Below are 23367 nucleotides of genomic sequence, written 5' to 3' on the forward strand. Positions count from 1 at the left end.
GTGCCCTGGGGCAGGCCGGTCAGGGCGGCGAGCATCTGGCCGGTCTGGTTGTTGTCGGTGTCGATGGCCTGCTTGCCGAGGATCACCAGGCCCGGCTGCTCCTCTTCCACCAGCTTGGCCAGGGCCTTGGCCGCGCCCAGCGACTCGACGCGTTCGTCGGTCTCGACGTGGATGGCGCGGTCGGCGCCCAGCGCCAGGGCGGTACGCAGCTGCTCCTGGGCGGCCTTGGGGCCGACGGTCACGGCGACCACCTCGGTGGCCACGCCCTTTTCCTTCAGGCGCACCGCCTCTTCCACGGCGATCTCGCAGAAGGGGTTCATGGCCATCTTGACGTTGGTGAGGTCGACGTCGGAGTTATCCGGCTTGACGCGGATCTTGACGTTGTAGTCGATGACGCGTTTGACCGCGACGAGTACTTTCATGATTTCCTCGCTTGGTTCTCGGGAGTTGAACCATCACAAATCCAATGGTGCGGAACTGCACTTCGCACCTACCTGAAACAGGCCGCATAGAACGGCGTGGCATGCTCTTATATGTTTCATGCGAGCGTTTGATAGGCGCCGCATCGAAAAAACTCTTCCAATGTGCCATACCCTTGCGCACGGCAACAATCCCAATATTGGCCCCCTCTCCGAATCCCCGACCGGCATGACACCGGCATTGGGCGATCGCAGGGGTGACCTCATTGACCTATTATGCCTATCATGGGGATAGGCTAGAAGCAAACGACCGTTTTAAATTGGTTCGACGTTGGTGGCAGGCACATCACCGTCGATTCGGGCAGCCAGGAGAGAACAGATGGAAGAACAAGTCGAACGCGAATCCATGGAATTCGATGTCGTCATCGTCGGCGCGGGCCCTTCCGGGCTGGCCTCGGCGTGCCGGCTGATGCAGCAGGCGAGCGAGGCGCAACAGGAGCTTTCCGTGTGCGTGGTGGAGAAGGGCTCCGAGGTCGGCGCCCATATCCTCTCCGGCGCCATCTTCGAGCCCCGCGCCCTGCAGGAGCTGTTTCCCGACTGGGAGGAGCGTGGCGCACCGCTGACCACCCCGGCCAGCCGCGACGAGGTCTACCTGCTCAAGGACGCCGAGAAGGGCCAGAAGCTGCCCAACGCCCTGGTGCCCCCCTCCATGCACAACACCGGTGGCGAGATCACGCGCTACGTGATCAGCGCCGGCAACCTGTGCCGCTGGCTGGCCGAGCAGGCCGAGGGGCTGGGCGTGGAGATCTTCCCGGGCTTCGCCGCCCAGGAGGCGATCGTCGAGGAGGGCGTGGTCAAGGGCATCCTGATCGGCGACATGGGCGTGGGCGCCGATGGTCAGCCCAAGGACGGCCATATGCCGGGCATGGAGCTGCGGGCGAAGTACACCTTGTTCGCCGAGGGCGCCCGGGGGCATATCGGCAAGCGCCTGATCGAGGAGTATCGCCTCGACGCGGGCAAGGACCCCCAGCACTACGGCATCGGCCTCAAGGAGCTGTGGGACGTGCCCGCCGAGAAGCACGAGCCCGGCCTGGTGCTGCACGGCTCCGGCTGGCCCCTGGACAAGCACACCCATGGCGGCTGGTTCCTCTACCACGGCGACAACCAGCAGGTGGTGGTGGGGCTGATCATGGACCTCTCCTACCAGAATCCCTGGCTCTCGCCCTTCGACGAGTTCCAGCGCATGAAGCACCACCCGGTGCTGGCCAAGCACCTCGAGGGCGGCAAGCGGGTCGCCTACGGCGCCCGGGCCATCGCCAAGGGCGGGCTGAACTGCCTGCCGAAGATGACCTTCCCCGGGGGCCTGCTGATCGGCTGCGACGCCGGCACCCTCAACTTCGCCAAGATCAAGGGCCTGCACACCGCCATGAAGTCCGGACTGGTGGCCGCCGAGGCGGTGTTCGAGGCGGTGGCCAGGGGCGACGAGGGCGGCCAGGAACTCACCGCCTTCACCGAGAAGTGGGAATCAAGCTGGGCCTACGCCGAGCTCAAGGAGAGCTCAAGCTTCGGCCCGGCAATCCACAAGTACGGCACCGTCATGGGCGGCGCCTACAATTTCGCCGACCAGCTGTTGCGGGGCAAGCTGCCCACCGTCCACGACACCACCCCGGACCATGCCGCACTGAAGCCGGCCAGCGAATTCGAGAAGATCGACTACCCCAGGCCCGACGGCAAGCTCTCCTTCGACAAGCCCTCCTCGGTGTTCCTCTCCAACACCAACCACGAGGAGGACCAGCCCTGCCACCTGAAGCTGGCCGACCCGGAGCTGCCGATCCGCGACAACCTGCCGGAGTACGCCGAGCCGGCAAGCCGCTACTGCCCGGCCGGGGTCTACGAGGTGGTCGAGGATGACGCAGGTAACCCCAAGTTCCAGATCAACTTCCAGAACTGCGTGCACTGCAAGACCTGCGATATCAAGGACCCGGCCCAGAACATCACCTGGGTGGCGCCGGAGGGCGGCGGCGGGCCGAACTACCCCAATATGTAAGCTGCAAGCCAGCAAGTAGCGTAATGACGATCGCCCCCATGGAAAGACCATGGGGGCGATTCTTCTTCCAGCTTCAAGTGTATGGCTGACAGCTCCGGACGAAGCCCGGCTCAGTCGCCGGTCGCCACCGGACGCGCCGGGTCGCGAATCCACTCGCTCCAGGAGCCGGGATAGAGGCGCGGCAGCGGCCGGCCGGCCACCGCATAGGCGAGGATGGTGTGGCAGGCGGTGACCCCGGAGCCACAGTAGGCCACGGCCTGCTCGGCCCGGGGCAGTTCTTCGTCGAGTCGTGGGGGACTCTTGAAGTGACCATCGGCGCCCAGGTTCTCGGCGCTGGGGCGGCAGATCGCTCCCGGGACATGGCCGGCTACCGGGTCGATGGGCTCGGCCTGGCCGCTGAAGCGCTCGCGACTGCGGGCATCCAGCTTGAGGGCGCGTCCCGAGAAGACCTGCTCCGCCGAGACCCAGGCATCGTCGCGATAGGCGGGAGACCAGTCGGCGGGACGCGGCGCCACGTCATCGCCCTCGCGCAGCTCACCACCGTGTCCCAGCCAGGCCTGGATGCCACCGTCCAGCACCCGCACATCGGGGTGACCGGCCCAGCAGGCCAGCATCCACCAGGCCCGTGCGGCGGCCAGCTGCCCGCCCATGTCGTCGTACACCACCACCGGCACATCCGGCCTCACCCCCAGGCGCTGGAGGGTCGCGGTAAACGCCTCCTGTCGCGGCAGGGGATGACGCCCGCCCTCCCCCGGCGGCGCCGCCAGGTCACGATCCAGGTCGAGGTGGTGGCTGCCCGGCAGGTGGGCCTTCCACCACAGGCCGTGGCCGGCATCGGGATCCCCCAGGCGGGCCCGGCAGTCCAGCAACCGCGGGGGTCGTGCCCCCTCCAGGGCCTCCTCCAGCTCCCAGGCGGCGATCAAGGGTTGGCTCATGCGCGTTCTCCGTTGAGCAGTTCGATGGGCGCCCGGCGAGCGATCAACCGTCGTCGGCCGGCATGGCGAAAGCGCACCTCGATCACCGGGTTGTCCGGATCCCCCTCCACCAGGTCGATCTCGCCTTCACCGAACACAGCATGGCGCAGGCGCTGGCCCACGTCGAAGTCGCGGTAGTCACGCCTGGCCTCGGCGACTCCATCGCCGCTGTCGACCAGCGGCAGCTCGTGGCCCAGCCTCGCCAGGTAGTGACGCACCAGCGCGGGACGCGACACCTCGATGGCCCCTTCGCCCTCCCCGCCCAGTCGTCGGGCCAGGCGATCACACTCCTCCCAGGCACTCTCGGCGAGGAAGCGGCTGGGACGATGGTCGCCACCATCATGCAGCAGCAGCAACCGCTCCCGGGCCCGGGTGATCGCCACGTAGAAGAGCCTGCGCTCCTCCTCGAGCCGCTGCGGCGACAGCGGGTTGTCGCGGGTGTAGTGGGGAAAGTCCTGTTCGTTGACGCCGGCGAGGGCCACCAGGGGCCACTCCAGCCCCTTGGCACCGTGCACGGTGTTGATCAGCACGCCATCATCGCGGTTCTCCACCGGGCGGCTGAGCAGTTCCACGAAGGCCTCGGTATCGTTGCCCAGCTCGCCGGCCTGCTCCTTGAGCACGTCGAGCAGGCGCACATCCTCCTCGCCCTTGTCGCGACGCGCCGCGGCACGCTTGAGCACCTTTTCGGCATCGACCTCGGCCACCACGTACTCGAGCAACTCGACCGGGGGGCGGGTCGCCAGCCGTGGCAATTCACAGAGCAGCGCCCAGCGCTTCTTGAGGGTACGCTTCTGGTGGGGCCTCAAGGGAGCCAGCAGCGGGTCATGGGGCCCCGGCCAGCGCTGGCTCTGGGCCAGCTGCCGGGCCAGTGCCTCGAGGCGCTCGCGGGCCACGAAGGGCGTCGGCTGACCGAACAGCAACGCGAGATGCGCGGGATCACGCAGCAGGCCTGGGTCACATGCCAGGCGCAGGTAGCCGGCCAGCGCCTGCACAAGCGGCAGGCGGAAGACGAAGCGGTCCTCCCGCGCCAGGCGAAAGGGGATTCCCTCGCGCAGCAGCGCCAGCTGCAGCGGCACGGAGAGGGCCCAGCTGCGCACCAGCACACAGGCCTCGGCAAGCGCCCGGCCCTCCCGCTGCCACGCGGCCAGGCCATCCAGCAGGCCACGACTGCCCTGGCCGGCCTCGATCCGGGTCAGCGGGTTGCCGGGGGCCGCCAGGCACTGCTGGTCGGGGCGACGTCGGTTGGCCTCGATGGCGTGGTTGGCCGCCAGCGCCAGGGCATGACCGTGGCGGAAAGTGGTGGAGAGCGGATAGTCCACGGCCACCCCGAAGGTGGCGGTGAAGCGCTGGAGCATGGTCTCCGGATGGGCACCACGCCACTCGTAGATGCACTGGTTGGCATCCCCCACCGCCATCACCTCGGCACGCTCGCCGGCGAGCAGCGCCAGCAGCCGCTGCTGGGCGACGTTGATGTCCTGATACTCGTCGATGATCACGTGATCGAGGTAGCCCTGGATGCGACCGCGCAGGCCGCCATCCGCTTCCAGCGCGCGCAGGGGGCGATAGAGCAGGTCGGCATAGCCCATCAGGCCATGCTGCTCCAGCAGCGCCTCGACCCGCTCGAAGGCGGCCGGGAAGTAGCGGGTCTCCTCGCCGTAATCCAGCCGCTCGTGGAGTTCGGCGGCGGGCAGCATCTCGGCCTTCACCAGGGCACAGAAGTGGGCGAGGGCCTCGAGTCGATCGGCATCCAGCGCCGACTCCCTGGCCTCGGCGTCCTGGTCCCCCAGGGAGAGCTGGGTGGCCTGGCGCAGCAGGCGCTCGAGCTGCCAGTCGGCGGTGAGCAGCTGGCGGGGCGCCAGCGCCCCCCAGCGGGTCAGGCTGCCACTCAGCCGGTGGCCCAAGGAGTGGAAGGTGCGCACATCCGGCAGCCGCTGGCCCGCGGGGGCCATGGCCGCCAGGCGCGCCTGGAAGTCCTCGCGTGCCGACCGGTTGAACATCAGCACCAGGATACGCTGCGGCGCCACCCCCCGTTCGAGCAGGTGCAGCACCCTCGCCACCATGGTGGTGGTCTTGCCGGATCCCGCCACCGCGGCGACACGCGCGTGCCCGGCGCCATGCTCGACCACGGCGCGCTGTTCATCGGTCAGCCGCACGTGGCCTCGCCGTCGGCCAGGCCCAGCGGATGCCAGGCGCCTCCGCTCTCGAGTCCCAGGGCGTCGCGCCCGTCACCCAGGGTGAACGGCACGGCCTCCTCGACCAGCCGGTAGAAGACGTTGCGACCGAGGCGCGCGGCCAGGCCGAAGCGCACCGGGACCTCGGGCACGCACTCGCCGGCGGGCGTCTCGCTGAGGGTGAAGGGATGATCGGCATCCAGCGCCAGGCGGTCGCCCATGTTGGTGGTCAGCCACCAGAGGCCGTCGGCGCCTCGCTCGGCGTCGACCACCAGGAAGGCGCGGTCCTCGACCTGGATCAGCTGCTTCTCGACCGGAGTGACTAGCGCATGGCGGCCATCGGCCTCCCGACGCAGGATGGTGGAGAGCAGGCGCACCAGCCGCGGACGCGACATGACGGTGCCCTCGTGGATCCAGCGCCCATCGGCGGCGATCACCAGGTCCATCTCGCCGGCGTGTTCGGGGTGCCAGTCCCCCACCGGAGGAATCTCGCCCTCGGGGTCGATGCGTGCGACCAGCGGTTCCAGGTCCATCGTCTTCCTCCTACTTGACCAGTCCGGCGCCCTGCAGGATGCCACGCATCTCCTCGGAGGCCTCCGGGGCGGCGGCACGGAACAGTCGATAGAAGTTGGCGGTGGTCTGCATGGCGACCTCATCCACGCTGATACCGCGCTCGGCGGCGATGCATTCGGCCACCTCCACCACCCAGGCCGGCTCGTTGGGGTTGCCGCGATGGGGCACCGGCGCCAGGTAGGGGCTGTCGGTCTCGATCAGCAGCCGGTCCAGGGGCACCTGCCTGGCGACCTCGCGCAGCGCCTTGGCGCTATGGAAGGTCACGATCCCGGACAGCGAGATATAGAAACCGTGGCGCACCGCCTCCCGGGCCATCTCGAGGTCCTCGGTGAAGCAGTGCAGCACGCCGCCGACAGCGGGATCGGTATGTTCCCGGATCAGCGCCAGCGTCTCGTCGCGTGCCTCCCGGGTATGGATGATCACCGGCAGTTCCAGTTCGCTGGCGGCGATCAGCTGGCGGCGGAAGCGCTCGCGCTGGACCTCCCGGGAGGGCACCTGGTCCGGCGCCTTCTCCAGATAATGATAGTCCAGCCCGCACTCGCCGATGGCCACCGCGCCGTAGCGGTCGGCGGTCTCCTTGATGGCCTCGAGGGTCGGCTCCTCGGCAACCCGGTGCAGGGGGTGGACACCGGCGGAGATCACCACGTCAGCATGCTCCCGGGCGATGGCAGCGACGCCGGGAACGTCATCCAGGGTGACGCCGATGGCCAGGAACTGCTTGACCCCGCGTGCCCGGGCGGCTTCCAGGGTGGCGGCGAGGTCGCCGTTGTGGGTGGAGGGGTCGAGTCGGTCGAGATGGCAGTGGGAATCAACGAACATGCAGTGAAGTACCGATAGAGTGAATGGCTCCGGTCGAGGCTCAGAGCGTATAGGTCGGCATGCCCTTGTCGAGATGCCCGGCGAGCAGGTTCTCGATGCGGTCACGCACGGTCTGGTCGGCGGCGCTGAAGTGGATGCCCACCCCCGGCATGCGGCGGCCGGTGACACCCTCCGGCGAGACCCACACCACCTGGCCGGTGACCGGCACGCGCTCGCTCTCGCCGGGCAGCGTCAGCAGCAGGTAGATCTGCTGGCCCAGTTCATAGCGCTCGCGAGTGGGCACGAAGATGCCGCCCCGCTCGAGCGCCGGCATATACGCCGACAGCAGGGTCTGGACGTCCTGGATGTTCAGCGACAGAGCCTTCTGGGCGGCCATGGGCCCCTCCTTAACGTTATCGGGCGCCGCATCACGAGCGCAGCAGCGCGGACCAGCGCACCAACCAGGCTTCCAGCACCAGCTGGGGGTTGGGATTACCGCCGGCGGCCAGCAGCCGGCGCTCCTCGCGAGCGTAATCGAGCAGGCGGAACCAGTCGCGCACCCGGGCATTCTTGACCGCCTGACGATAGAGCGGCAACAGGTCGGGATTGCACAAGCCACCGCTCTCGCCGGAGAGCCCCAGGCGAATCAGGTCCTCGAGCCAGGCGATACCGTACCACAGGATGGCATCGATGGATTGGCGGTCGAGCCGGGCCGCCTCGGCCACGGGCTCGGCACCCCGCACCAGCGCCTCGAACGTCTCGACCAGCTGCTGGCGCAGGGCCCTGGCCTCGGGGTCGGCCAGCCGCAGCGCCTCGAGCGGCATGCCGCCGGCCACGGTCAGCCAGAAGCGTGCCTTCTGGGCGTCACCGAGGCGCTCGGTCAGCCAGGGCAGGCAGTCGGCCGCGGCGGGCGTCGCCAGGTTCCAGTGCTGGCAGCGCGAGCGAATGGTCGGCAACAGCCGGGAGGGAATATCCGAGAGCAGCAGGAACAGGGTCCGCTCGCCGGGCTCCTCGAGGCTCTTGAGCAGCGCGTTGGCGGCCGCCACGTTAAGCGCCTCGGCGGGTGCGATCAGGATCACCCGGTAGCCGCCCTGCTGGGCGGTCTGGGAGACGAAATGGTTGATCTCGCGGATGGCGTCGATGCGGATCTGGCGCTTGCCCTCCTCGAGCTCGATGCTCATCAGGTCGGGATGATAGCCGGACGCCAGCATGCGACAGCCATGGCAGTGACCGCAGGCCAGCCTGCCGGGCTCGGCACACAGGGTGCGGGCGGCCAGGGCATCCACCAGCGAGCGTTTGCCCACGCCGCGCGGCCCGGAGATCAACAGCGCGTGGGGCAGACGTCCGCTGTCGGCCAGGCGGCCAAGCTCGGCGAAGCGCTCGCCCAGCCAGGGCAGCGGCTCCAGGGTGGTGATCGGCGTCGCGTTCAGCTCTGCCATGTTGCCATCCTTGCCTCGAGCACCGCCTCGATCTGCTCGCCGACCGCCGACAGTGACTGGGCGGCGTCGATGACGGCGAAACGCTGCGGCGCATCGGCCGCTCGCGCCAGGTAGGCCCGGCGGACCGCCTCGAAGAACTCGGCACGCTCCTGCTCGAAGCGGTCACGCCGCTCGCCGCGCCGATCCAGGCGCCGCTGGGCCGCCGTCATGGGCATGTCGAGGAGCAGGGTCAGGTCGGGCGCCAGGCCCTGCTGGACGAAGGCCTCGAGCTCGGCGATGCGCGCGCCGTCGATGCCCCGCCCCCCGCCCTGGTAGGCGAAGGTGGCATCGGTGAAGCGGTCGCATACCACCCAGGCGCCGCGAGCGAGCGCCGGGCGAATCACCCGGGCCAGGTGCTGGGCGCGGGCGGCGAACACCAGCAGCAACTCGGCGTCGTCATCCAGTGGCTCCGGCTCATCGGGGTCGAGCAGCAGGCGGCGGATTGCCTCGGCGCGGGGCGTGCCGCCGGGCTCGCGGGTCTGCACGACCTCCAGGCCGCGTGCCTCGAGCCAGCCGACGACCCGCGCGAGATTGGTGGACTTGCCCACCCCCTCGCCTCCTTCCAGGGTAATAAAGCGTCCGCGCTCGGCCATGTGGCTCTCCTTACTGGCGATTGCGGATATACCGATTCACCGCGTTGTTGTGCTCGCGCAGGGTGCGCGAGAAGTGGTGCGTGCCGTCGCCCTTAGCCACGAAGTAGAGCGTCTCGCCGGGCAGCGGGTCGACCGCCGCCTCCAGCGCATCCCGCCCGGGCAGGGCGATCGGCGTGGGCGGCATGCCGTCGATCACGTAGGTGTTGTAGGGGGTCGCCTCGCGCAGGTCGGCGCGGGTGATGTTGCCCGCGTAGCGCTCGCCCATGCCATAGATCACCGTGGGGTCGGTCTGCAGGCGCATGCCGCGCTCCAGGCGACGCTTGAAGACCCCGGCGATCTCGCGACGCTCCTCGGGGGCGCCCGTCTCGCGCTCGATCAGCGAGGCCATGATCAGCGCCTCGTAGGGGCTCTCCAGCGGCAGGTCGTCGGCGCGCTCGGCCCACACCGCCTCGAGGGTCGCTTCCATCCGGGTGAGCGCCTGTTCGAGGATCTGCAGGTCGCTGCTGCCCTTGTGATAGAGGTAGGTGTCGGGGAAGAACCAGCCCTCCGGATGCTCCCCCTCGCGGTCGAGCAGCGCCATCACCTCCTCGGCATCGAGCCCGTCGGTGCGGTGCTCGAGCTTGGGCGCCGCATCCAGGGCATCACGCATCTGGCGGAAGGTCCAGCCCTCGGGGATGGTGAGTGGATAGGTCACCATACGATCACTGCCCAGCAGTTCGAGCAGCTCGCGACCGCTCATGCCGGGCTCCAGCCGGAACTCTCCGGGGCGCAGCCGCGGCAGGCTCTCGGGCTCGAGGCGCGCCAGTGCGCGGAAGGCCCAGTCATCCTCGATCACGCCCTGGGCCGCCAGGTCGCCCACCACACGATGGTAGCCGGCCCCGCGGGGCACCTCATAGAGCATCGTCTCGCTGATCGCGATGGGGGCCGCCAGGCGCGACTGCCAGTAGCGATAGCCCCCGAACAGGGCCGTCGCAACCACCATGGCCAGCACAAGCAGGAAGATCAGCACTCGCCGCATCGGAGTCCTCGTGAGTCGATAGGGGTCAGGGGCAGGCGTAGCCCAGCAGGGCGTGGGCCTCGGCCTGGAAGGAGCGATGTGCGGCGCCGAGCGTCCAGCGGCAGCGCTCGGCACCTGCCGCATCATCGAGGCGCACGACCGGCCAGACGCCTTGCACGGAGTTGCCCAGCCACGCCGCCTCGGCACCCACCAGCGCCTCGTCTCCCGCCTCGACCTCGTGGATATCGAGGCGCGAGATCAACGCCTCACGCAGGGTGCCCGCCACCCCGCAGCGCTCGAGACGCGGGGTCTCCAGCCGCCCGGCACGCTGCCAGAAGAGATTCATGGCGGTGGCCTCGATCAGGCGCCCCGCCTCATCGCTGAGCAGCCCCTCGGCAATGCCGTCGTCGCTCCACTCGGCCCGCGCCAGCACGTTTTCCAGGCGATTGAGATGCTTGATCCCGGCGAGCAGCGGCTGGCTGGCGAGGCGCAGCCGACAGTGGCGCACCCGCACCCCCATCTGCCAGCGCGACTCGACGGGAGCAAAGTCGGCAAGCTGCCAGCGCAGCCGCGGCCGGGGGGATGCCGGCGGACGATAGCCGCGCCCGCCGCTGCCCCGGGTGAGCGTCAGCTTGAGCACCTCGAGCCCGGGGCCGGCCTCGGCCAGGGGGGCGGCCAGGTCATGCTCTGCCGGCATGGGAATGCCCAGAACATGGCATCCCCGGGCCAACCGCGCCAGATGCTCGTCCCACAGCAGCGGGCGGCCACCCCTGACCAGGATGGTCTCGAAGAGGCCATCACCATAGGCGGCGCCGCGATCGTCCAGCGGCCAGGCAGCCTGCTCACTCACGCGGGGCTCACCCTCCTCAGACCCGGGTGAAGACCAGGGTGCCGTTGGTGCCACCGAAGCCGAAGGAGTTCGACAGCGCCACGTCGATCTTCATCTCCCGGGCGGTATGCGGCACATAGTCGAGGTCACAGCCTTCCTGGGGGTTGTCCAGGTTGATGGTGGGCGGCGCGACCTGGTCACGGATCGCCAGTATCGAGAACACCGCCTCCACGGCACCGGCGGCGCCCAACAGGTGGCCGATCATCGACTTGGTGGAGCTCACCGCCACCGACCTGGCCGACTCGCCCATCACGCGCTTGACGGCGCGGCTCTCGGCGAGATCCCCGGCGGGCGTCGAGGTACCGTGGGCGTTGATATAGTCGATCGCCGCCGGGTCGAGGCCGGCATCACGCACGGCGTTGGCCATGGACAGGGCCGCGCCGCTGCCGTCCTCGGGGGGGGCTGTCATGTGATAGGCGTCATCGCTCATGCCGAAACCGGCCATTTCCGCGTAGATGGTCGCCCCGCGCGCCTTGGCATGCTCGTACTCCTCCAGCACCAGTACGCCGGCACCGTCCGAGAGCACGAAGCCGTCGCGGTCGCGATCCCAGGGGCGGCTGGCGGCCTGGGGGTCATCGTTACGGGTAGACAGCGCCCGTGCCGCCGAGAAGCCACCCAGGCCCAGCGGCGTAGTGGCCATCTCGGCGCCACCGCAGACCATCACGTCGGCGTCGCCATAGGCGATGGTCCGCGCGCTGTAGCCGATGTTATGGGTGCCGGTGGTGCAGGCGGTGGTGATCGCGATATTGGGACCGCGGAAGCCATGCTGGATCGCCAGATTACCGGAGATCATGTTGATGATCGAACCGGGCACGAAGAACGGCGAGATGCGCCGCGGCCCGCTCTTCAGCAGGGCGTTGTGGTTGTGCTCGATCATCGGCAGCCCGCCGATGCCGGAGCCGATGGCCACCCCGATGCGACCGGCGTTCTCCTCCGTGCACTCGAGACCGGCATCCTGGATCGCCTGCCCCCCGGCCGCCATGCCGTACTGGATGAACAGATCCATCTTGCGGGCTTCCTTGGGGTTCAGATAGGGACTGATATCGAAGTCCTTCACCGAACCGCCGAAGCTCGTGTTGAAGCCGCTGACATCGAAGTGCTGGATGGGGGCGATGCCGCTCTTGCCGGCCACGATGTTGCGCCAGCTCTCTTCCACGCTATTCCCCACCGGCGTGACCAGGCCAAGGCCCGTCACCACTACCCGTCTACGTGTCATCAGCGTTCCTCCAGGCGTCCAGGATGATTGCGGCCCGAGCGGGCCGCCTGTTTCGGCGCATTATAACGAGTCTCCCCGCGACATGCCGCCCCGACAAGCCACACGCGTGCCGTTCGGGTGCGAAAAAGCCGCCCCTTGGGGCGGCTTTCCAGGGGCCGTTCCGGCGAGGACGGCCCCGAGCATCAGCAAGCGGTATCGACCGCCACCAGGCTTACTGGTGGGCGTTGACGTAGTCGATGGCTTCCTGAACGGTGGTGATCTTCTCGGCTTCCTCGTCGGGAATCTCGGTGTCGAACTCCTCCTCGAGCGCCATGACCAGCTCGACGGTGTCCAGGGAGTCGGCGCCCAGGTCCTCGGTGAAGGAGGAGCTGTTCTGGATGTCCTCTTCCTTGACGTTCAGGCGCTCGGCCACAACCTTCTTAACGCGCTCTTCGATGGTGCTCATTATGACGTACTCCAGTCGTTCACATTGGCCGTCCAGATGACCAGCCGTTTGGGGTTCCAGATCCGCAAGCCGGAAGCTGCGGGGTAGTGTATAGAGCCCCCGGGGCCGGCGCAACCGCCGGACCCGGCACCTCTCAACGCATGTTCATACCGCCGTTGACATGCAGAATCTCGCCGGTGATATAGCTGGCCGTCTCGCCGGTGAGGAAGCCCACCGCCGCGGCGATCTCCTCGGGCTGACCGAGGCGCGCCAGCGGAATCTGTGCGAGCAGCGCCTTGTGCTGCTCCTCGGGCAGGGCCCCGGTCATGTCGGTGGCGATGAAGCCCGGCGCCACGGCATTGACGGTGATGGCGCGCGAGGCCACTTCACGGGCCAGGGCACGGGTGAAGCCCTCCATGCCCGCCTTGGCGGCAGCATAGTTGGTCTGCCCCAGGTTGCCCATGCTCGCCACCACCGAGCTGATGCTGACGATACGGCCGAAGCGCGCGCGGGTCATGCCGCGCAGGCAGGCCTTGCTGACGCGATAGACCGACTTGAGGTTGGTGTCGACGACGTCGTCCCACTCCCCCTCCTTCATCCGCATCAGCAGGTTGTCGCGGGTGATCCCGGCATTGTTGACCAGGATGGTCGGCGCCCCGAACTCCTCGCCGATCGCCTTGACCAGGCCGTCGACGCTCTCCTGGTCGGTGACATCGAGGCGCCGACCGGCACCCTGGATGCCCTGGGCCTTGAGGTCGGCATCGATCTTCTCGGCGCCGGCGTCGCTGGTCGCGGTACCGATCACGATGCGCCCCTGGCGGCCCAGCTCGTGGGCGATGGCCCGGCCGATGCCGCGGCTGGCCCCGGTGACCAGGGCGACTCTGGTTTCGCTAGTCATGTGAATTACGCCTTCATCCGGTGGAAAGAGGTCAACCGTTGCTTGCGGCCGCACCGCGTGCCAGCTCCAGGGCGGCGTCGAGGCTGTCGGGATCATTGACCGCCAGCCCCTTGCTGCCACGGGCGATTCGCTTGCCCAGGCCGGTGAGCACCTTGCCCGGCCCGCACTCGATGAACACCTCGGCGCCCCGCTGGCTCATGGCCTCGACACACGAGGTCCAGCGCACCGGGCGATAGAGCTGTTCGATCAGCCGCGTGCGCAGGGTATCGATGTCGGCATGGGCCTGGGCGTCGACGTTCTGGAACACGGTATAGCGCGGTGCCTTGAGTGTCACCTCGCCCATCGCGGCGGCCAGGCGCTCGGCAGCTGGCTCCATCAGGGCACAGTGGGAAGGCACCGATACCGGCAGCGGCATGGCACGCTTGGCGCCCGCCTCCTGGCAGGCCGCGATGGCGCGCTCGACGGCCGCCTTGCTGCCGGCGATCACCACCTGCCCCGGGGCATTGTAGTTCACCGCCGAGACCACATCGCCCTGGGCCGCCTCGGCACAGGCCTGTTCCACCACGGCATCGTCGAGCCCCAGGATCGCCGCCATGGCGCCCTGCCCCGCCGGCACCGCGGCCTGCATGGCCTCACCGCGCAGCTTGACCAGCCTGACTCCCTCGGCGAAGGGCATCACCCCGGCGCAGACCATGGCGCTGTACTCGCCGAGGCTGTGGCCGGCCATGGCACCGGGGCGCGGCCCCTCGAGCTCCTGCCAGATGCGCCAGATCGCCACGCTGGCGGTGAGCAGCGCCGGCTGGGTGCAGGCGGTGGCGTTGAGCGCCTCGGCGGGTCCCTCCTGGACCACCTGCCAGAGGTTGTAACCGAGGGCCTCCGAGGCTTCCTCGAAGGTCGTGCCCACCACGCTGTAGCGCTCCGCCAGCTCCCGCAGCATGCCGACCTGCTGGGAACCCTGTCCGGGAAACACGAGGGCGAGCGGTTGAGTCATCTTGGTCACCTTTGCTTTTATTGCCTGTCATCGCCGCCGGTCGCACCGGCGCGAGAAGTAGAATGCCGTGGAGCGCCGCCCAGCTCCCGCGCCAGTCGCCGCGGGAGGTCGTGCTCCACCTCCTGCATGGCGCGCAGCACGGCATAGCGGAACCCTTCGGCGTCGGCGCCGCCGTGGCTCTTCACCACGATACCCGCAAGCCCCAGCAGGCTGGCCCCGTTGTAGCGCACCGGGTCGAGCTCGGCGCGCAGCCGACGCAGCGCCGGCCGCGCCGCCAACCCCACCAGGCGGCTGCCCCAGTGGGCCTCGAAGGTCTGCTGGACCCGCGCCACCAGCATCCGCGCCAGGCCCTCGCTGGCCTTGAGCACGGCGTTGCCGACGAAGCCGTCGCACACCACCACGTCGGCGGCCCCGGCGAAGATACCGTCGCCTTCGACGTAGCCGCGGTAGTCGAACTCCGGCAGCTCGCGCAGCCGGGCGTCCGCCTGGCGCACGCTGGCGGTGCCCTTTATGCCCTCGACGCCGACGTTGAGCAGCGCCACCCGCGGCCGCGCCAGGCCATCCACATGGCGTGCCATCACCTCGCCCATGCGGGCGAAGTCCACCAGGCGGTCGGCGGAGGCCTCGACATTGGCGCCCAGGTCGAGCAGGTAGCAGCGCCCCTGTTCGCGCGTGGGGATCGCGGTGCTGATCGCCGGACGGGGAATGCCGGCCACGGTGCCCAGGGCCCGCCGCCCCAGGGCCATCAAGGCCCCGGTATTCCCTCCGCTGACGCCGGCAGAGGCCTCCCCCGAGGCCACGCAGTCGAGCATGCGCGCCATGCTGCTGTCGTCGCCATGGCGCAACGCCTCGGAGGGGCGCTGCCCCGGGGCGATCTCGCCGGCGGCATCCACGACCTCCATACGCGAACCCGCCGCGGCGAGACGCCGCGGCAGGCTGGCGATCTCGCGCTCCAGTCGGGCCCGGGGGCCGAACAGGCGGAGCGCGAGACGAGTATCCTGGAGGGCCGCCCCGGCCGCGCCGCGCACCGTGGCACGGGGCCCGAGGTCTCCCCCCATCGCATCGATGGCGATTCGCATGAGGGGATCAGGGGCCGGGGGTCACCGCAGGTCGCGTCGTCGACTTACGCGTCGACGACCTTGCGACCACGGTAGAAGCCATCCGGAGAGACGTGGTGACGCAGGTGAGTGGCACCGGTCTCCTTGTCCTGGGACAGGGCCGGGGCGCTCAGGGCGTCGTGGCTGCGACGCATGCCGCGCTTGGAACGGGTCTTGCGGTTCTTTTGAACTGCCATGGGATGTCACTCCAGAGTGAATCGGTAATGAATCAGGATTTGCCCTTGAGGTGCCGGAGCACGTCAAAGGGGCTGGCTGCGGGCTCGCGGGATGCCACGGCATCCTCCCCGCTGGTCAGCTGGTCGCGAGAGACCGCACAGTCGGCCTCGTCGTGGTAAACCACCTGGGGAAGGCTGAGGATCAGTTCATCCTCGACCACCGTCAGCAGGTTCAGCTGTTCGTCTTCCACCAGCACCGGTTCATGGGTGCTGGGCAACTCGGCCGCCAGGGCGTCACTGGTGACCATGCCGAGCAGAAACTCGCTCTCGACGTCCTGCGCCATGGGGCGCAGGCAGCGCCGACAGGGCAACTGCAGCACGGCGTGCAGCCGCCCGTGAATCTCGCGGCGGCCCTGGGGGTCGATGGTGAAATCCAGCCACACCTCGACATCGCCCTGCTGCTGACCGACCGCTTCGGTCAGTCGCTCGAAGGCGTCCAGGGCCATCAGCCCTTCCAGGTGTTCGGCACGGGCGGCGAGCTTGTAGGGCTCGACCCTGCCAGGGAGTCGTGTGGTCAACATAGGCGCGCAATGATAGGCACTCGCCCCGCCCCTGTCAAAGCCGCCGTGGCACCGGACAGCGTGCTAACCTGCGGCGTTACCGACAGCCTGGAGAACCCACATGCCACGCCTCGTCCTCGCCTCCGGATCACGCTGGCGACGCCAGCTCCTCGACCGCCTGGGGCTCCCCTATGCCTGGCAGAGCCCCGACATCGACGAGAGCCCCCGCCCCGGCGAGTCGCCCAGCGGCCTGGTGCATCGCCTGGCACTCACCAAGGCGCAGCATCTGGCCGACGAGTGGCCACAGCACCTGATCATCGGCTCCGACCAGGTGGCGCTGTTCGACGGCGAAGTCCTCGGCAAGCCCGCCGACCTCGCCGCCGCTCGCGCCCAGTTGGCACGCTTCTCGGGCAACCGGGTGCACTTCCTGACCGGCCTGGCGCTGGTGGATACCCGCCACGGCCGCCACCGGGTCTGCCACGAGACCTATGACGTGGTGTTTCGCACCCTCAGCGAAGACGAGATCGCGAACTATGTGGAACGGGAACAGCCCCTGGAGTGCGCCGGCAGCTTCCGCATGGAGGGGCTCGGGGTCACCCTCTTCGAACGCCTCGAGGGCGACGACCCCAACACCCTGATCGGCCTGCCGCTGATTCGACTCTGCGCCCTGCTGCGCGAGGCGGGCCTGGACCCGCTGGGGCCCGCAGCCTGAAGCCGCGGCTTTTCCGGCGACAAGTCTCTGAGGGGGCGCTGTGAACCCCTCCCTGGGCGCTACCGATGCCATCCATGGCATAGGACCCCCTCTACGACTTGTCCCCGGCGCCGCTCGGATCAGTGCCGCCAGCCTGTTCGGCGCTTGAAGCTCGGCGCTCTTAAGGTAGCTGATAACGCACCGGCGACTCGGCCCGCGGCACCCCCAGCCACTCCATGGCCACCCGGCCAAACTGCCGCGACAGACGCTCGAAGGGATCCAGGCGCGGAGTGTAGTCGCGCAGCCTGGGCTCGGGGAGCCGCTCTCGCGCCAGGGTATCGAGGCTACCCAGGGAGTCCACCAGACCGAACTCGAGGGCCTGCTCACCGCTCCAGACGAGGCCGCTGAACAGGGCGTCGTCATCGCTCAGCCGCTCGCCGCGCCCCTCGCGTACCGCGGCGATGAACTGGTCGTGGGTGCTGTCCAGCACCGACTGCCAGAACTCGCGCTGCTCCGGGGCCACCTCCGAGAAGGGGTCGAGGAAGGCCTTGTTGTCGCCGGCGGTATAGACGCGGCGCTCCACGCCCAGGCGGTCGATCGCCTCCTTGAAGCCGAAGCTTGCGTAGATCACCCCGATGGAACCCACCAGGCTGGCCGGGGCGGCGATGATCTCATCGGCACCGGCGGCGATATAATAGGCACCGCTGGCACCGATATCCTCGATCACCGCGATGATCGGCTTGTCACCCTCGCCGCGCAGCCGCATCACCTCGTCGAAGATGCGCTGGGACTGCACCGGGCTGCCCCCGGGACTGTTGATATGCAGCACCACCGCACGGCTCTGCTCGGCCTCCCAGGCGCGTTTCAGGCCGGCATTGATGCGCTGTGCACTGGCGGTTCCATCGGCCTCGATCACGCCCTCCACCTTGACCACTCCGAGGTGCGGCCCCTCCGTCCCACCCACCGAGGGTGCCCCAGCCAGCAGGCCATAGAGGGTAATCGACAGCGAGGCCAGGATCAGCGCTGCAAACAGGAAACGGAAGAACAGCTTCCAGCGCCGCGCGCGCCGCTGCTCGGCGAGCACGCCGTCGATCCAGCGCCCCATCATCGCCGTCTGTTCGAGGCGCTGACGCTCGCGCAGGGCCTCGGCATCCTCGCCGGCAGACACCTCGTCCGGGCCGACCGCCTGGCGACGCGCCCTGGCCTCGTCGCGGCTCAGTTCCGGCCCATGGGTCCAGGGATCCCGGCCCTCTTCGTGCTCATTGCGCTCATCGGACATCGTCTATCTCCCTTGCAGCCAGTCGAACAGTTCGGGAACCGCCTCGGCGGTGAAGGCCGGCCGACTCGCCGCCAGGCGCTCGGGCGCATGCACGCCCCAGGTGACCGCCACGCGATCCATGCCGATGGCCCGGGCCATCTCCAGGTCATATTCGGTATCCCCCACCATCACCGCCTCCGCCAGCGGCACGGAGAGCTCCGCCAGCAGTTCCTCGAGCATCAGCGGATGGGGCTTGGAGCGGGTCTCGTCGGCGGTCCGGCTGGCATGGAACCAGTGACCGCTGCCGCTCTCCTGGAAGACGCGATCGAGGCCGCGCCGGCTCTTGCCGGTGGCCACCGCCAGGCGCCTGCCATCATGACCGCGCAGGGCGGCGATACCCGCCTCCACCTCGGGGAAGAAGGCCATGGGCGTGTCGTTGCCCTCCACGAAGTGCCAGGCGTAGCGGCTACGCAGCAGCTCGGCGCGGTCGGGGTCGATGCCCGGGCACAGGGAGGCGATCGCCTCGGGAAGCCCCAGGCCAATGATATTGCGGATACTCGCCGGTGCGAGCTCACCCCAGCCGGCATCCCGGGAAGCCGCCTGCATGCAGGCGACGATCCGCGCCGCGGAGTCCATCAGGGTGCCATCCCAGTCGAAGATCACCAGTCGATAACGCATCATCACTCCTCAGCTGGCCTCGCGGGCACGGGCAAGCACCACCTGAAGGTCATCGGGAAGCGGCGCCCGGATGCGGACCTCGCGACCGCTGGTGGGCTCGGGAAAGGCCAGCGACTCGGCATGCAGGAAGAGCCGCGGGAGTCCCAGCCGCGCCGCCATCGCCTGGCTCTCGCGGCTGCCGTACTTGTCGTCGCCGAGCAGCGGATGCCCCGCATGGGCCGCGTGAACTCGGATCTGGTGGGTTCGGCCGGTGACCGGCTCGGCCTCCAGCAGGGTCGCCCTCGGGAAGGCCTCGCGCACCGTGAAGAGGGTGCGCGAGACCTTCCCGGCCGGGTCGACCCGGACCCGACGCTCGCCGTTGGCCAGGGTATAGCGGTCGAGCCGCGCCGCCACGTAGTCGCGCCGCGCCGGCCAGCGACCGGCCACCAGGGCGAGATAGCGCTTGTCCATCTGCTGCTGCTTGAGGGCGGCGTTCAGCGCCAGCAGCGCCGGACGCGACTTGGCCAGCAGTAGGCAGCCCGAGGTATCACGATCCAGCCGGTGCACCAGCTCCAGGAAGTCGAGATCCTCGCGCACCTGGCGCAGCGCCTCGATCAGGCCGATCTTGACCCCGCTGCCACCGTGAACGGCCAGCCCCGAGGGCTTGTTGATCACCAGCCAGTCACGCCCCTCCACCAGCACACTGCCGGCCAGCAGGTTGCGCAGGTTGTCACTCACCTCGCGCACCGCCTCGCGAGGCGACAGCTTCAGTGGCGGGATGCGCACCAGGTCGCCCGTGGCAAGGCGGGTATCCGGCTTGACGCGCTTCTTGTTCACGCGCACCTCACCCTTGCGCACGATGCGGTAGATCAGCGCCCGCGGCGCTCCCTTGATGCGCGTCATCAGGAAGTTGTCGACCCGCTGGCCATCCTGCCCTTCCGTCACCTCCACCCACTGTACGTCGCGCCCTTCGGCCATGCCGAGACTCCACTGATCAGAAACTGCGAAAGGGCGCATTCTAACGCACTGTGCCCCACGCGGCGCCAATTGCTGCCCATGGCGCTTGCTGTTATATTGCCAAGTCGCTCCAATGGGCATCATTGCACCCGCAAGGCGCCTGCCCGACAGACACGCAGGCCGGAGCGAAAAGATCAGGCCGCGACGACGCCAAGACGTCCCGCCGCCGGTTGCAAGAGACAAGTGATACAGCGATAAACGCGCCACGCCCGTATCCCCCCGCCGCTACCTCAGTCACGGAGCGACGGCAGGCCACGGGACACGTTCAACAGCGTGCCGGAGGCCGGCGTAGGCGAATCGATGAATGCCAGGTGTTGGCGGTGACCGCAGGGCCGGATGGGTGACGCCCACCGAAACATGTCCTGCCCCCGCCACGTACTCAACAGGCTCATGCCGCGGCGCTGCCCCACCGGGAGCGACGCGGTCGGACGCAGCTGCGCATCCGTGACATGCGCTGAGCACAGGCACGCAGCACACAGCGGTTCGCCACGTCGCGCTCGCCGGCGCCATATAGTGCGAGTCAACATGAAACGGATGCTCATCAATGCGACCCAGCCCGAAGAGCTGCGCGTCGCGCTGGTCGATGGTCAACGCCTCTACGATCTGGACATCGAATCCGGTGCCCGGGAACAGAAGAAAGCCAATATCTATCGCGGCAAGATCACCCGCATAGAACCCTCCCTCGAAGCCGCCTTCGTCGACTTCGGCGCCGAGCGCCACGGTTTCCTGCCGCTCAAGGAGATCTCCCGCGAGTACTTCGTCAAGGACCCCGACGGCCGCCCCAGCATCAAGGAGGTACTGAAGGAGGGCCAGGAAGTGATCGTCCAGGTCGACAAGGAGGAGCGTGGCAACAAGGGCGCCGCCCTGACCACCTTCATCTCCCTGGCCGGCCGCTTCCTGGTACTGATGCCCAACAACCCCAAGGCCGGCGGCATCTCGCGGCGCATCGAGGGTGAGGAGCGCAGCCAGCTCAAGGAGGCGATGAACCAGCTCAGCGTGCCGGACCGCATGGGCCTGATCGTGCGCACGGCCGGCATCGGCCGCAGCCCCGAGGAGCTGCAGTGGGACCTGGACTACCTGGTGCAGGTGTGGGAGTCGATCACCGCCGAGGCCGGCAAGCGCCCCGCCCCCTTCCTGATCTACCGCGAATCCAACGTCATCATCCGCGCCATGCGCGACTACCTGCGCCAGGATATCGGCGAGGTGCTGATCGACAGCCCCGCGGTACACGAGGAGGCGCTGGCCTTCATCCGCCAGGTGATGCCCTCCTACCAGCAGAAGATCAAGCTCTACGTCGACGAGGTGCCGCTCTTCTCGCGCTTCCAGATCGAGTCGCAGATCGAGACCGCCTACGAGCGTGAGGTCAAGCTCCCCTCCGGTGGCTCCATCGTCATCGACCATACCGAGGCGCTGGTCTCCATCGATATCAACTCCGCCCGCGCCACCCGCGGCAGCGATATCGAGGAGACCGCCCTGCAGACCAACCTGGAGGCGGCCGACGAGACCGCTCGCCAGCTGCGCCTGCGCGATATCGGCGGCCTGGTGGTGATCGACTTCATCGACATGAGCCCCGCGCGCAACCAGCGCGAGGTCGAGAACCGCATGCGCGACGCCCTCAAACTCGACCGCGCCCGGGTGCAGATCGGCCGCATCTCGCGCTTCGGCCTGATGGAGATGTCGCGCCAGCGCCTGCGCCCGTCGCTTGGCGAGACCAGCGGTGTGGTCTGCCCGCGCTGCAACGGCCAGGGCACCATCCGCGACGTGCGCTCCATCTCGCTCTCCATCATGCGCCTCATCGAGGAAGAGGCGATGAAGGAGCGCAGCGCCCAGATCCGCGCCATCCTGCCGGTGCCGGTGGCGACCTACCTGCTCAACGAGAAGCGCAAGGTGCTGGCCGACATAGAGCGCCGCCAGGATGTGCGTGTCGTGCTGCTGCCCAGCCCCGACATGGACACCCCGCACTACGACGTCCAGCGCCTGCGCGATGACCACGTCGAGGAAGACGGCAGCCAGAAGTCGAGCTTCGAGCTCCCCCTCGACACCGAGGTGGGCAAGGAGCCGGAAGCCTCCTTCGGCAAGCCGGTGCAGCGTGCGGAGGCGGCGGTGAAGACCGTGATTCACCACGAGCCCGCGCCCGCCTCGCTGCAGCAGGAGGAAGCGCCGCAGAAACAGGAAGAGGCCCCGCGGCAGCAGAAGGCGCCTCCGGCCCCCGCCAAGGCCGCCGCCCCGAGTCGCAGCACACCGCCGGTGGCCATGGAGCCCCAGGGCGGCGTGCTTGGCCGCCTGGTCAAGGGACTCTCCAAGCTGCTCGGCGGCGAAGAGGCGCCGTCCAGCGACGCCTCCCGGAAGCCGACAACCGCGCCCGCATCGGCAGGCAGCGACAAGGGCGAGCGCAAGCCGGTTTCCCGCGAGGAGGAGCGCGGCGGACGCAACAGCCGTCAGCGCCGCCCACGCAGCGACGAACGGCGCAGCTCGCCGCGCCAGGAGAATGAGCGCGGCGACGGCAAGGCGGAAGGCGGCGACAGCCGTGACAATCGTGGCAGCCGCGGAGGCCGCAACCGTGGCCGTCAGGACGGCAATCGCCAGGAAGAGGGCCGCCAGCCCCGTCAGCAGGACGCCGCCAAGGGACGCGACGACAGCCGCCGCCAGAACGGTGGCGACAAGCGTGACCCGCGTGCCGCCCAGAAACCGGCCGAGCCCCAGAAGCAGGAGGAAGGCAGGAAGCCGGCCGACACCAGGGCCGATGCGCCGGTGGATGACGGCAAGCCCAAGCGCGCGCGCAACAATCCGCGCAACCGCAGCCGCCAGCACGCCATCAATCCCAAGGCCCTGGAAGAGCAGCAGCGCCTGCAGGCGGAAGCCGCCCAGGCCGTGACCGCGGATCAGGCCCAGCAGATGCCCGAAGCCAAGGCCGAGGCGCCCCAGGCGGAGCCGAAGCCCGAAGCCAAGGCAGAACCCCCAAAGGCGGAGCCGAAGCCCGAAGCCAAGGCAGAGGCGCCCCAGTCCGAGCCGAAGCCAGAAGCCAAGGCCGAGGCGCCCAAGGCGGAGCCGAAGCCCGAGCCCAAGGCCGAAGCCCCCAAGGCGGAGCCGAAGCCCGAGGCCAAGGCAGAGGCGCCCCAGGCGGAGCCGAAGCCCGAGCCCAAGGCCGAAGCCCCCAAGGCGGAGCCGAAGCCCAAGGCCGAAGCACCCAAGACGGAGCCGAAGCCCGAAGCCAAGGCAGAAGCCCCCAAGGCGGAGCCGAAGCCCGAGCCCAAGGCAGAGACGCCCCAGGCGGAGCCGAAGCCCGAGCCCAAGGCGGAAGCGCCCCAGGCCGAGCAGCAGCCCGAGCCCAAGGCAGAGACCCCGGCCGAGCGCCGCGCCAACCGCCGTCGCCGTCGTGCCCACAACGACCCGCGGGAGATCCGCCGTCGTGAGCAGGAGGGCAAGCAGGGCTGAGGCCCCGC

General features: G+C 68.9%; 23 protein-coding genes. 3 read left to right on the plus strand and 20 right to left on the minus strand.

Annotation, left to right across the window (positions count from 1 at the left end; genetic code table 11):
- Window positions 1-422 (minus strand): electron transfer flavoprotein subunit beta/FixA family protein (locus RAN53_RS05255; protein WP_305795770.1); only part of this gene is annotated, 422 nt, incomplete at its 3' end.
- A gap of 376 nt (window positions 423-798) precedes the next feature.
- Between RAN53_RS05255 and RAN53_RS05260 the strand changes: the two genes are divergently transcribed.
- On the plus strand, window positions 799-2466 hold the full coding sequence (locus RAN53_RS05260; RefSeq protein WP_305795771.1) for an electron transfer flavoprotein-ubiquinone oxidoreductase: 1668 nt from the start codon (window positions 799-801) through the stop codon (window positions 2464-2466).
- A 110-nt stretch (window positions 2467-2576) separates the two neighbouring features.
- Here the strand turns inward: RAN53_RS05260 and RAN53_RS05265 are convergent, their stop codons facing one another.
- The 16 genes from RAN53_RS05265 to RAN53_RS05340 form a co-directional block, all read right to left on the minus strand.
- Window positions 2577-3401, minus strand: a complete 825-nt coding sequence (locus RAN53_RS05265; protein ID WP_305795772.1) for a sulfurtransferase — start codon at window positions 3399-3401, stop codon at window positions 2577-2579.
- A complete protein-coding gene (locus tag RAN53_RS05270) occupies window positions 3398-5593 on the minus strand; it encodes an ATP-dependent helicase (RefSeq protein WP_305795773.1) in 2196 nt (731 codons plus the stop codon). Before RAN53_RS05270 ends, RAN53_RS05265 begins: the two co-directional genes overlap by 4 nt.
- Entirely contained in the window at window positions 5584-6144 is a 561-nt protein-coding gene (locus tag RAN53_RS05275; protein ID WP_305795774.1) for a DUF1285 domain-containing protein, read from the minus strand. The genes RAN53_RS05270 and RAN53_RS05275 overlap by 10 nt, the downstream gene beginning before the upstream one ends.
- 10 nt (window positions 6145-6154) lie before the next feature.
- Window positions 6155-7003: a TatD family hydrolase gene (locus RAN53_RS05280; RefSeq protein WP_305795775.1), complete on the minus strand. Its 849-nt coding sequence runs from the start codon at window positions 7001-7003 to the stop codon at window positions 6155-6157.
- Window positions 7004-7043: 40 nt separating this feature from the next.
- A complete protein-coding gene (locus tag RAN53_RS05285; protein WP_305795776.1) occupies window positions 7044-7379 on the minus strand; it encodes a PilZ domain-containing protein in 336 nt (111 codons plus the stop codon).
- A 31-nt stretch (window positions 7380-7410) separates the two neighbouring features.
- Complete coding sequence (locus RAN53_RS05290; protein ID WP_305795777.1) at window positions 7411-8421, minus strand: DNA polymerase III subunit delta'; 1011 nt, start codon at window positions 8419-8421, stop codon at window positions 7411-7413.
- Complete coding sequence (gene tmk, locus RAN53_RS05295; protein WP_305795778.1) at window positions 8409-9053, minus strand: dTMP kinase; 645 nt, start codon at window positions 9051-9053, stop codon at window positions 8409-8411. Before tmk ends, RAN53_RS05290 begins: the two co-directional genes overlap by 13 nt.
- A gap of 10 nt (window positions 9054-9063) precedes the next feature.
- On the minus strand, window positions 9064-10071 hold the full coding sequence (gene mltG / locus RAN53_RS05300) for an endolytic transglycosylase MltG (RefSeq protein ID WP_305795779.1): 1008 nt from the start codon (window positions 10069-10071) through the stop codon (window positions 9064-9066).
- Window positions 10072-10096: 25 nt separating this feature from the next.
- Window positions 10097-10900: an aminodeoxychorismate lyase gene (gene pabC / locus RAN53_RS05305; RefSeq protein WP_305795780.1), complete on the minus strand. Its 804-nt coding sequence runs from the start codon at window positions 10898-10900 to the stop codon at window positions 10097-10099.
- 16 nt (window positions 10901-10916) lie between these two features.
- Window positions 10917-12155: a beta-ketoacyl-ACP synthase II gene (gene fabF / locus RAN53_RS05310; RefSeq protein ID WP_305795781.1), complete on the minus strand. Its 1239-nt coding sequence runs from the start codon at window positions 12153-12155 to the stop codon at window positions 10917-10919.
- Window positions 12156-12366: 211 nt separating this feature from the next.
- Complete coding sequence (gene acpP, locus RAN53_RS05315) at window positions 12367-12600, minus strand: acyl carrier protein (RefSeq protein WP_008956801.1); 234 nt, start codon at window positions 12598-12600, stop codon at window positions 12367-12369.
- Window positions 12601-12733: 133 nt separating this feature from the next.
- The gene (gene fabG, locus RAN53_RS05320; RefSeq protein WP_305795782.1) at window positions 12734-13477 is read right to left on the minus strand and encodes a 3-oxoacyl-ACP reductase FabG; all 744 of its coding nucleotides are present in this window, start codon (window positions 13475-13477) and stop codon (window positions 12734-12736) included.
- Between the two features lie 31 nt (window positions 13478-13508).
- Window positions 13509-14468: an ACP S-malonyltransferase gene (gene fabD, locus RAN53_RS05325; RefSeq protein WP_305795783.1), complete on the minus strand. Its 960-nt coding sequence runs from the start codon at window positions 14466-14468 to the stop codon at window positions 13509-13511.
- 17 nt (window positions 14469-14485) lie between these two features.
- Window positions 14486-15547, minus strand: a complete 1062-nt coding sequence (plsX, locus tag RAN53_RS05330; protein WP_305795784.1) for a phosphate acyltransferase PlsX — start codon at window positions 15545-15547, stop codon at window positions 14486-14488.
- Between the two features lie 44 nt (window positions 15548-15591).
- Window positions 15592-15762, minus strand: a complete 171-nt coding sequence (gene rpmF, locus RAN53_RS05335) for a 50S ribosomal protein L32 (RefSeq protein WP_305795785.1) — start codon at window positions 15760-15762, stop codon at window positions 15592-15594.
- A gap of 32 nt (window positions 15763-15794) precedes the next feature.
- Window positions 15795-16322: a YceD family protein gene (locus RAN53_RS05340; protein ID WP_305795786.1), complete on the minus strand. Its 528-nt coding sequence runs from the start codon at window positions 16320-16322 to the stop codon at window positions 15795-15797.
- A gap of 100 nt (window positions 16323-16422) precedes the next feature.
- Between RAN53_RS05340 and RAN53_RS05345 the strand changes: the two genes are divergently transcribed.
- Window positions 16423-17013, plus strand: a complete 591-nt coding sequence (locus RAN53_RS05345) for a Maf family protein (RefSeq protein ID WP_305795787.1) — start codon at window positions 16423-16425, stop codon at window positions 17011-17013.
- Window positions 17014-17173: 160 nt separating this feature from the next.
- Here RAN53_RS05345 and sppA read toward each other — a convergent pair whose 3' ends face one another.
- Genes sppA through RAN53_RS05360 form a run of 3 tightly spaced genes read right to left on the minus strand, consistent with a single transcriptional unit; the run spans window position 17174 to window position 19885 of the window.
- The gene (gene sppA / locus RAN53_RS05350; protein ID WP_305795788.1) at window positions 17174-18271 is read right to left on the minus strand and encodes a signal peptide peptidase SppA; all 1098 of its coding nucleotides are present in this window, start codon (window positions 18269-18271) and stop codon (window positions 17174-17176) included.
- Window positions 18272-18274: 3 nt separating this feature from the next.
- A complete protein-coding gene (locus tag RAN53_RS05355; protein ID WP_305795789.1) occupies window positions 18275-18928 on the minus strand; it encodes an HAD-IA family hydrolase in 654 nt (217 codons plus the stop codon).
- A 9-nt stretch (window positions 18929-18937) separates the two neighbouring features.
- Window positions 18938-19885: an RluA family pseudouridine synthase gene (locus RAN53_RS05360; protein ID WP_305795790.1), complete on the minus strand. Its 948-nt coding sequence runs from the start codon at window positions 19883-19885 to the stop codon at window positions 18938-18940.
- 564 nt (window positions 19886-20449) lie between these two features.
- Between RAN53_RS05360 and rne the strand changes: the two genes are divergently transcribed.
- Window positions 20450-23359 (plus strand): ribonuclease E, encoded by a 2910-nt coding sequence (rne, locus tag RAN53_RS05365; RefSeq protein ID WP_305795791.1) that lies wholly within the window; start codon window positions 20450-20452, stop codon window positions 23357-23359.
- Window positions 23360-23367 lie beyond the last annotated feature (8 nt).

It is taken from the genome of Halomonas sp. SSL-5 (genome assembly GCF_030708455.1).
Classification (GTDB): Bacteria; Pseudomonadota; Gammaproteobacteria; order Pseudomonadales; family Halomonadaceae; genus Halomonas.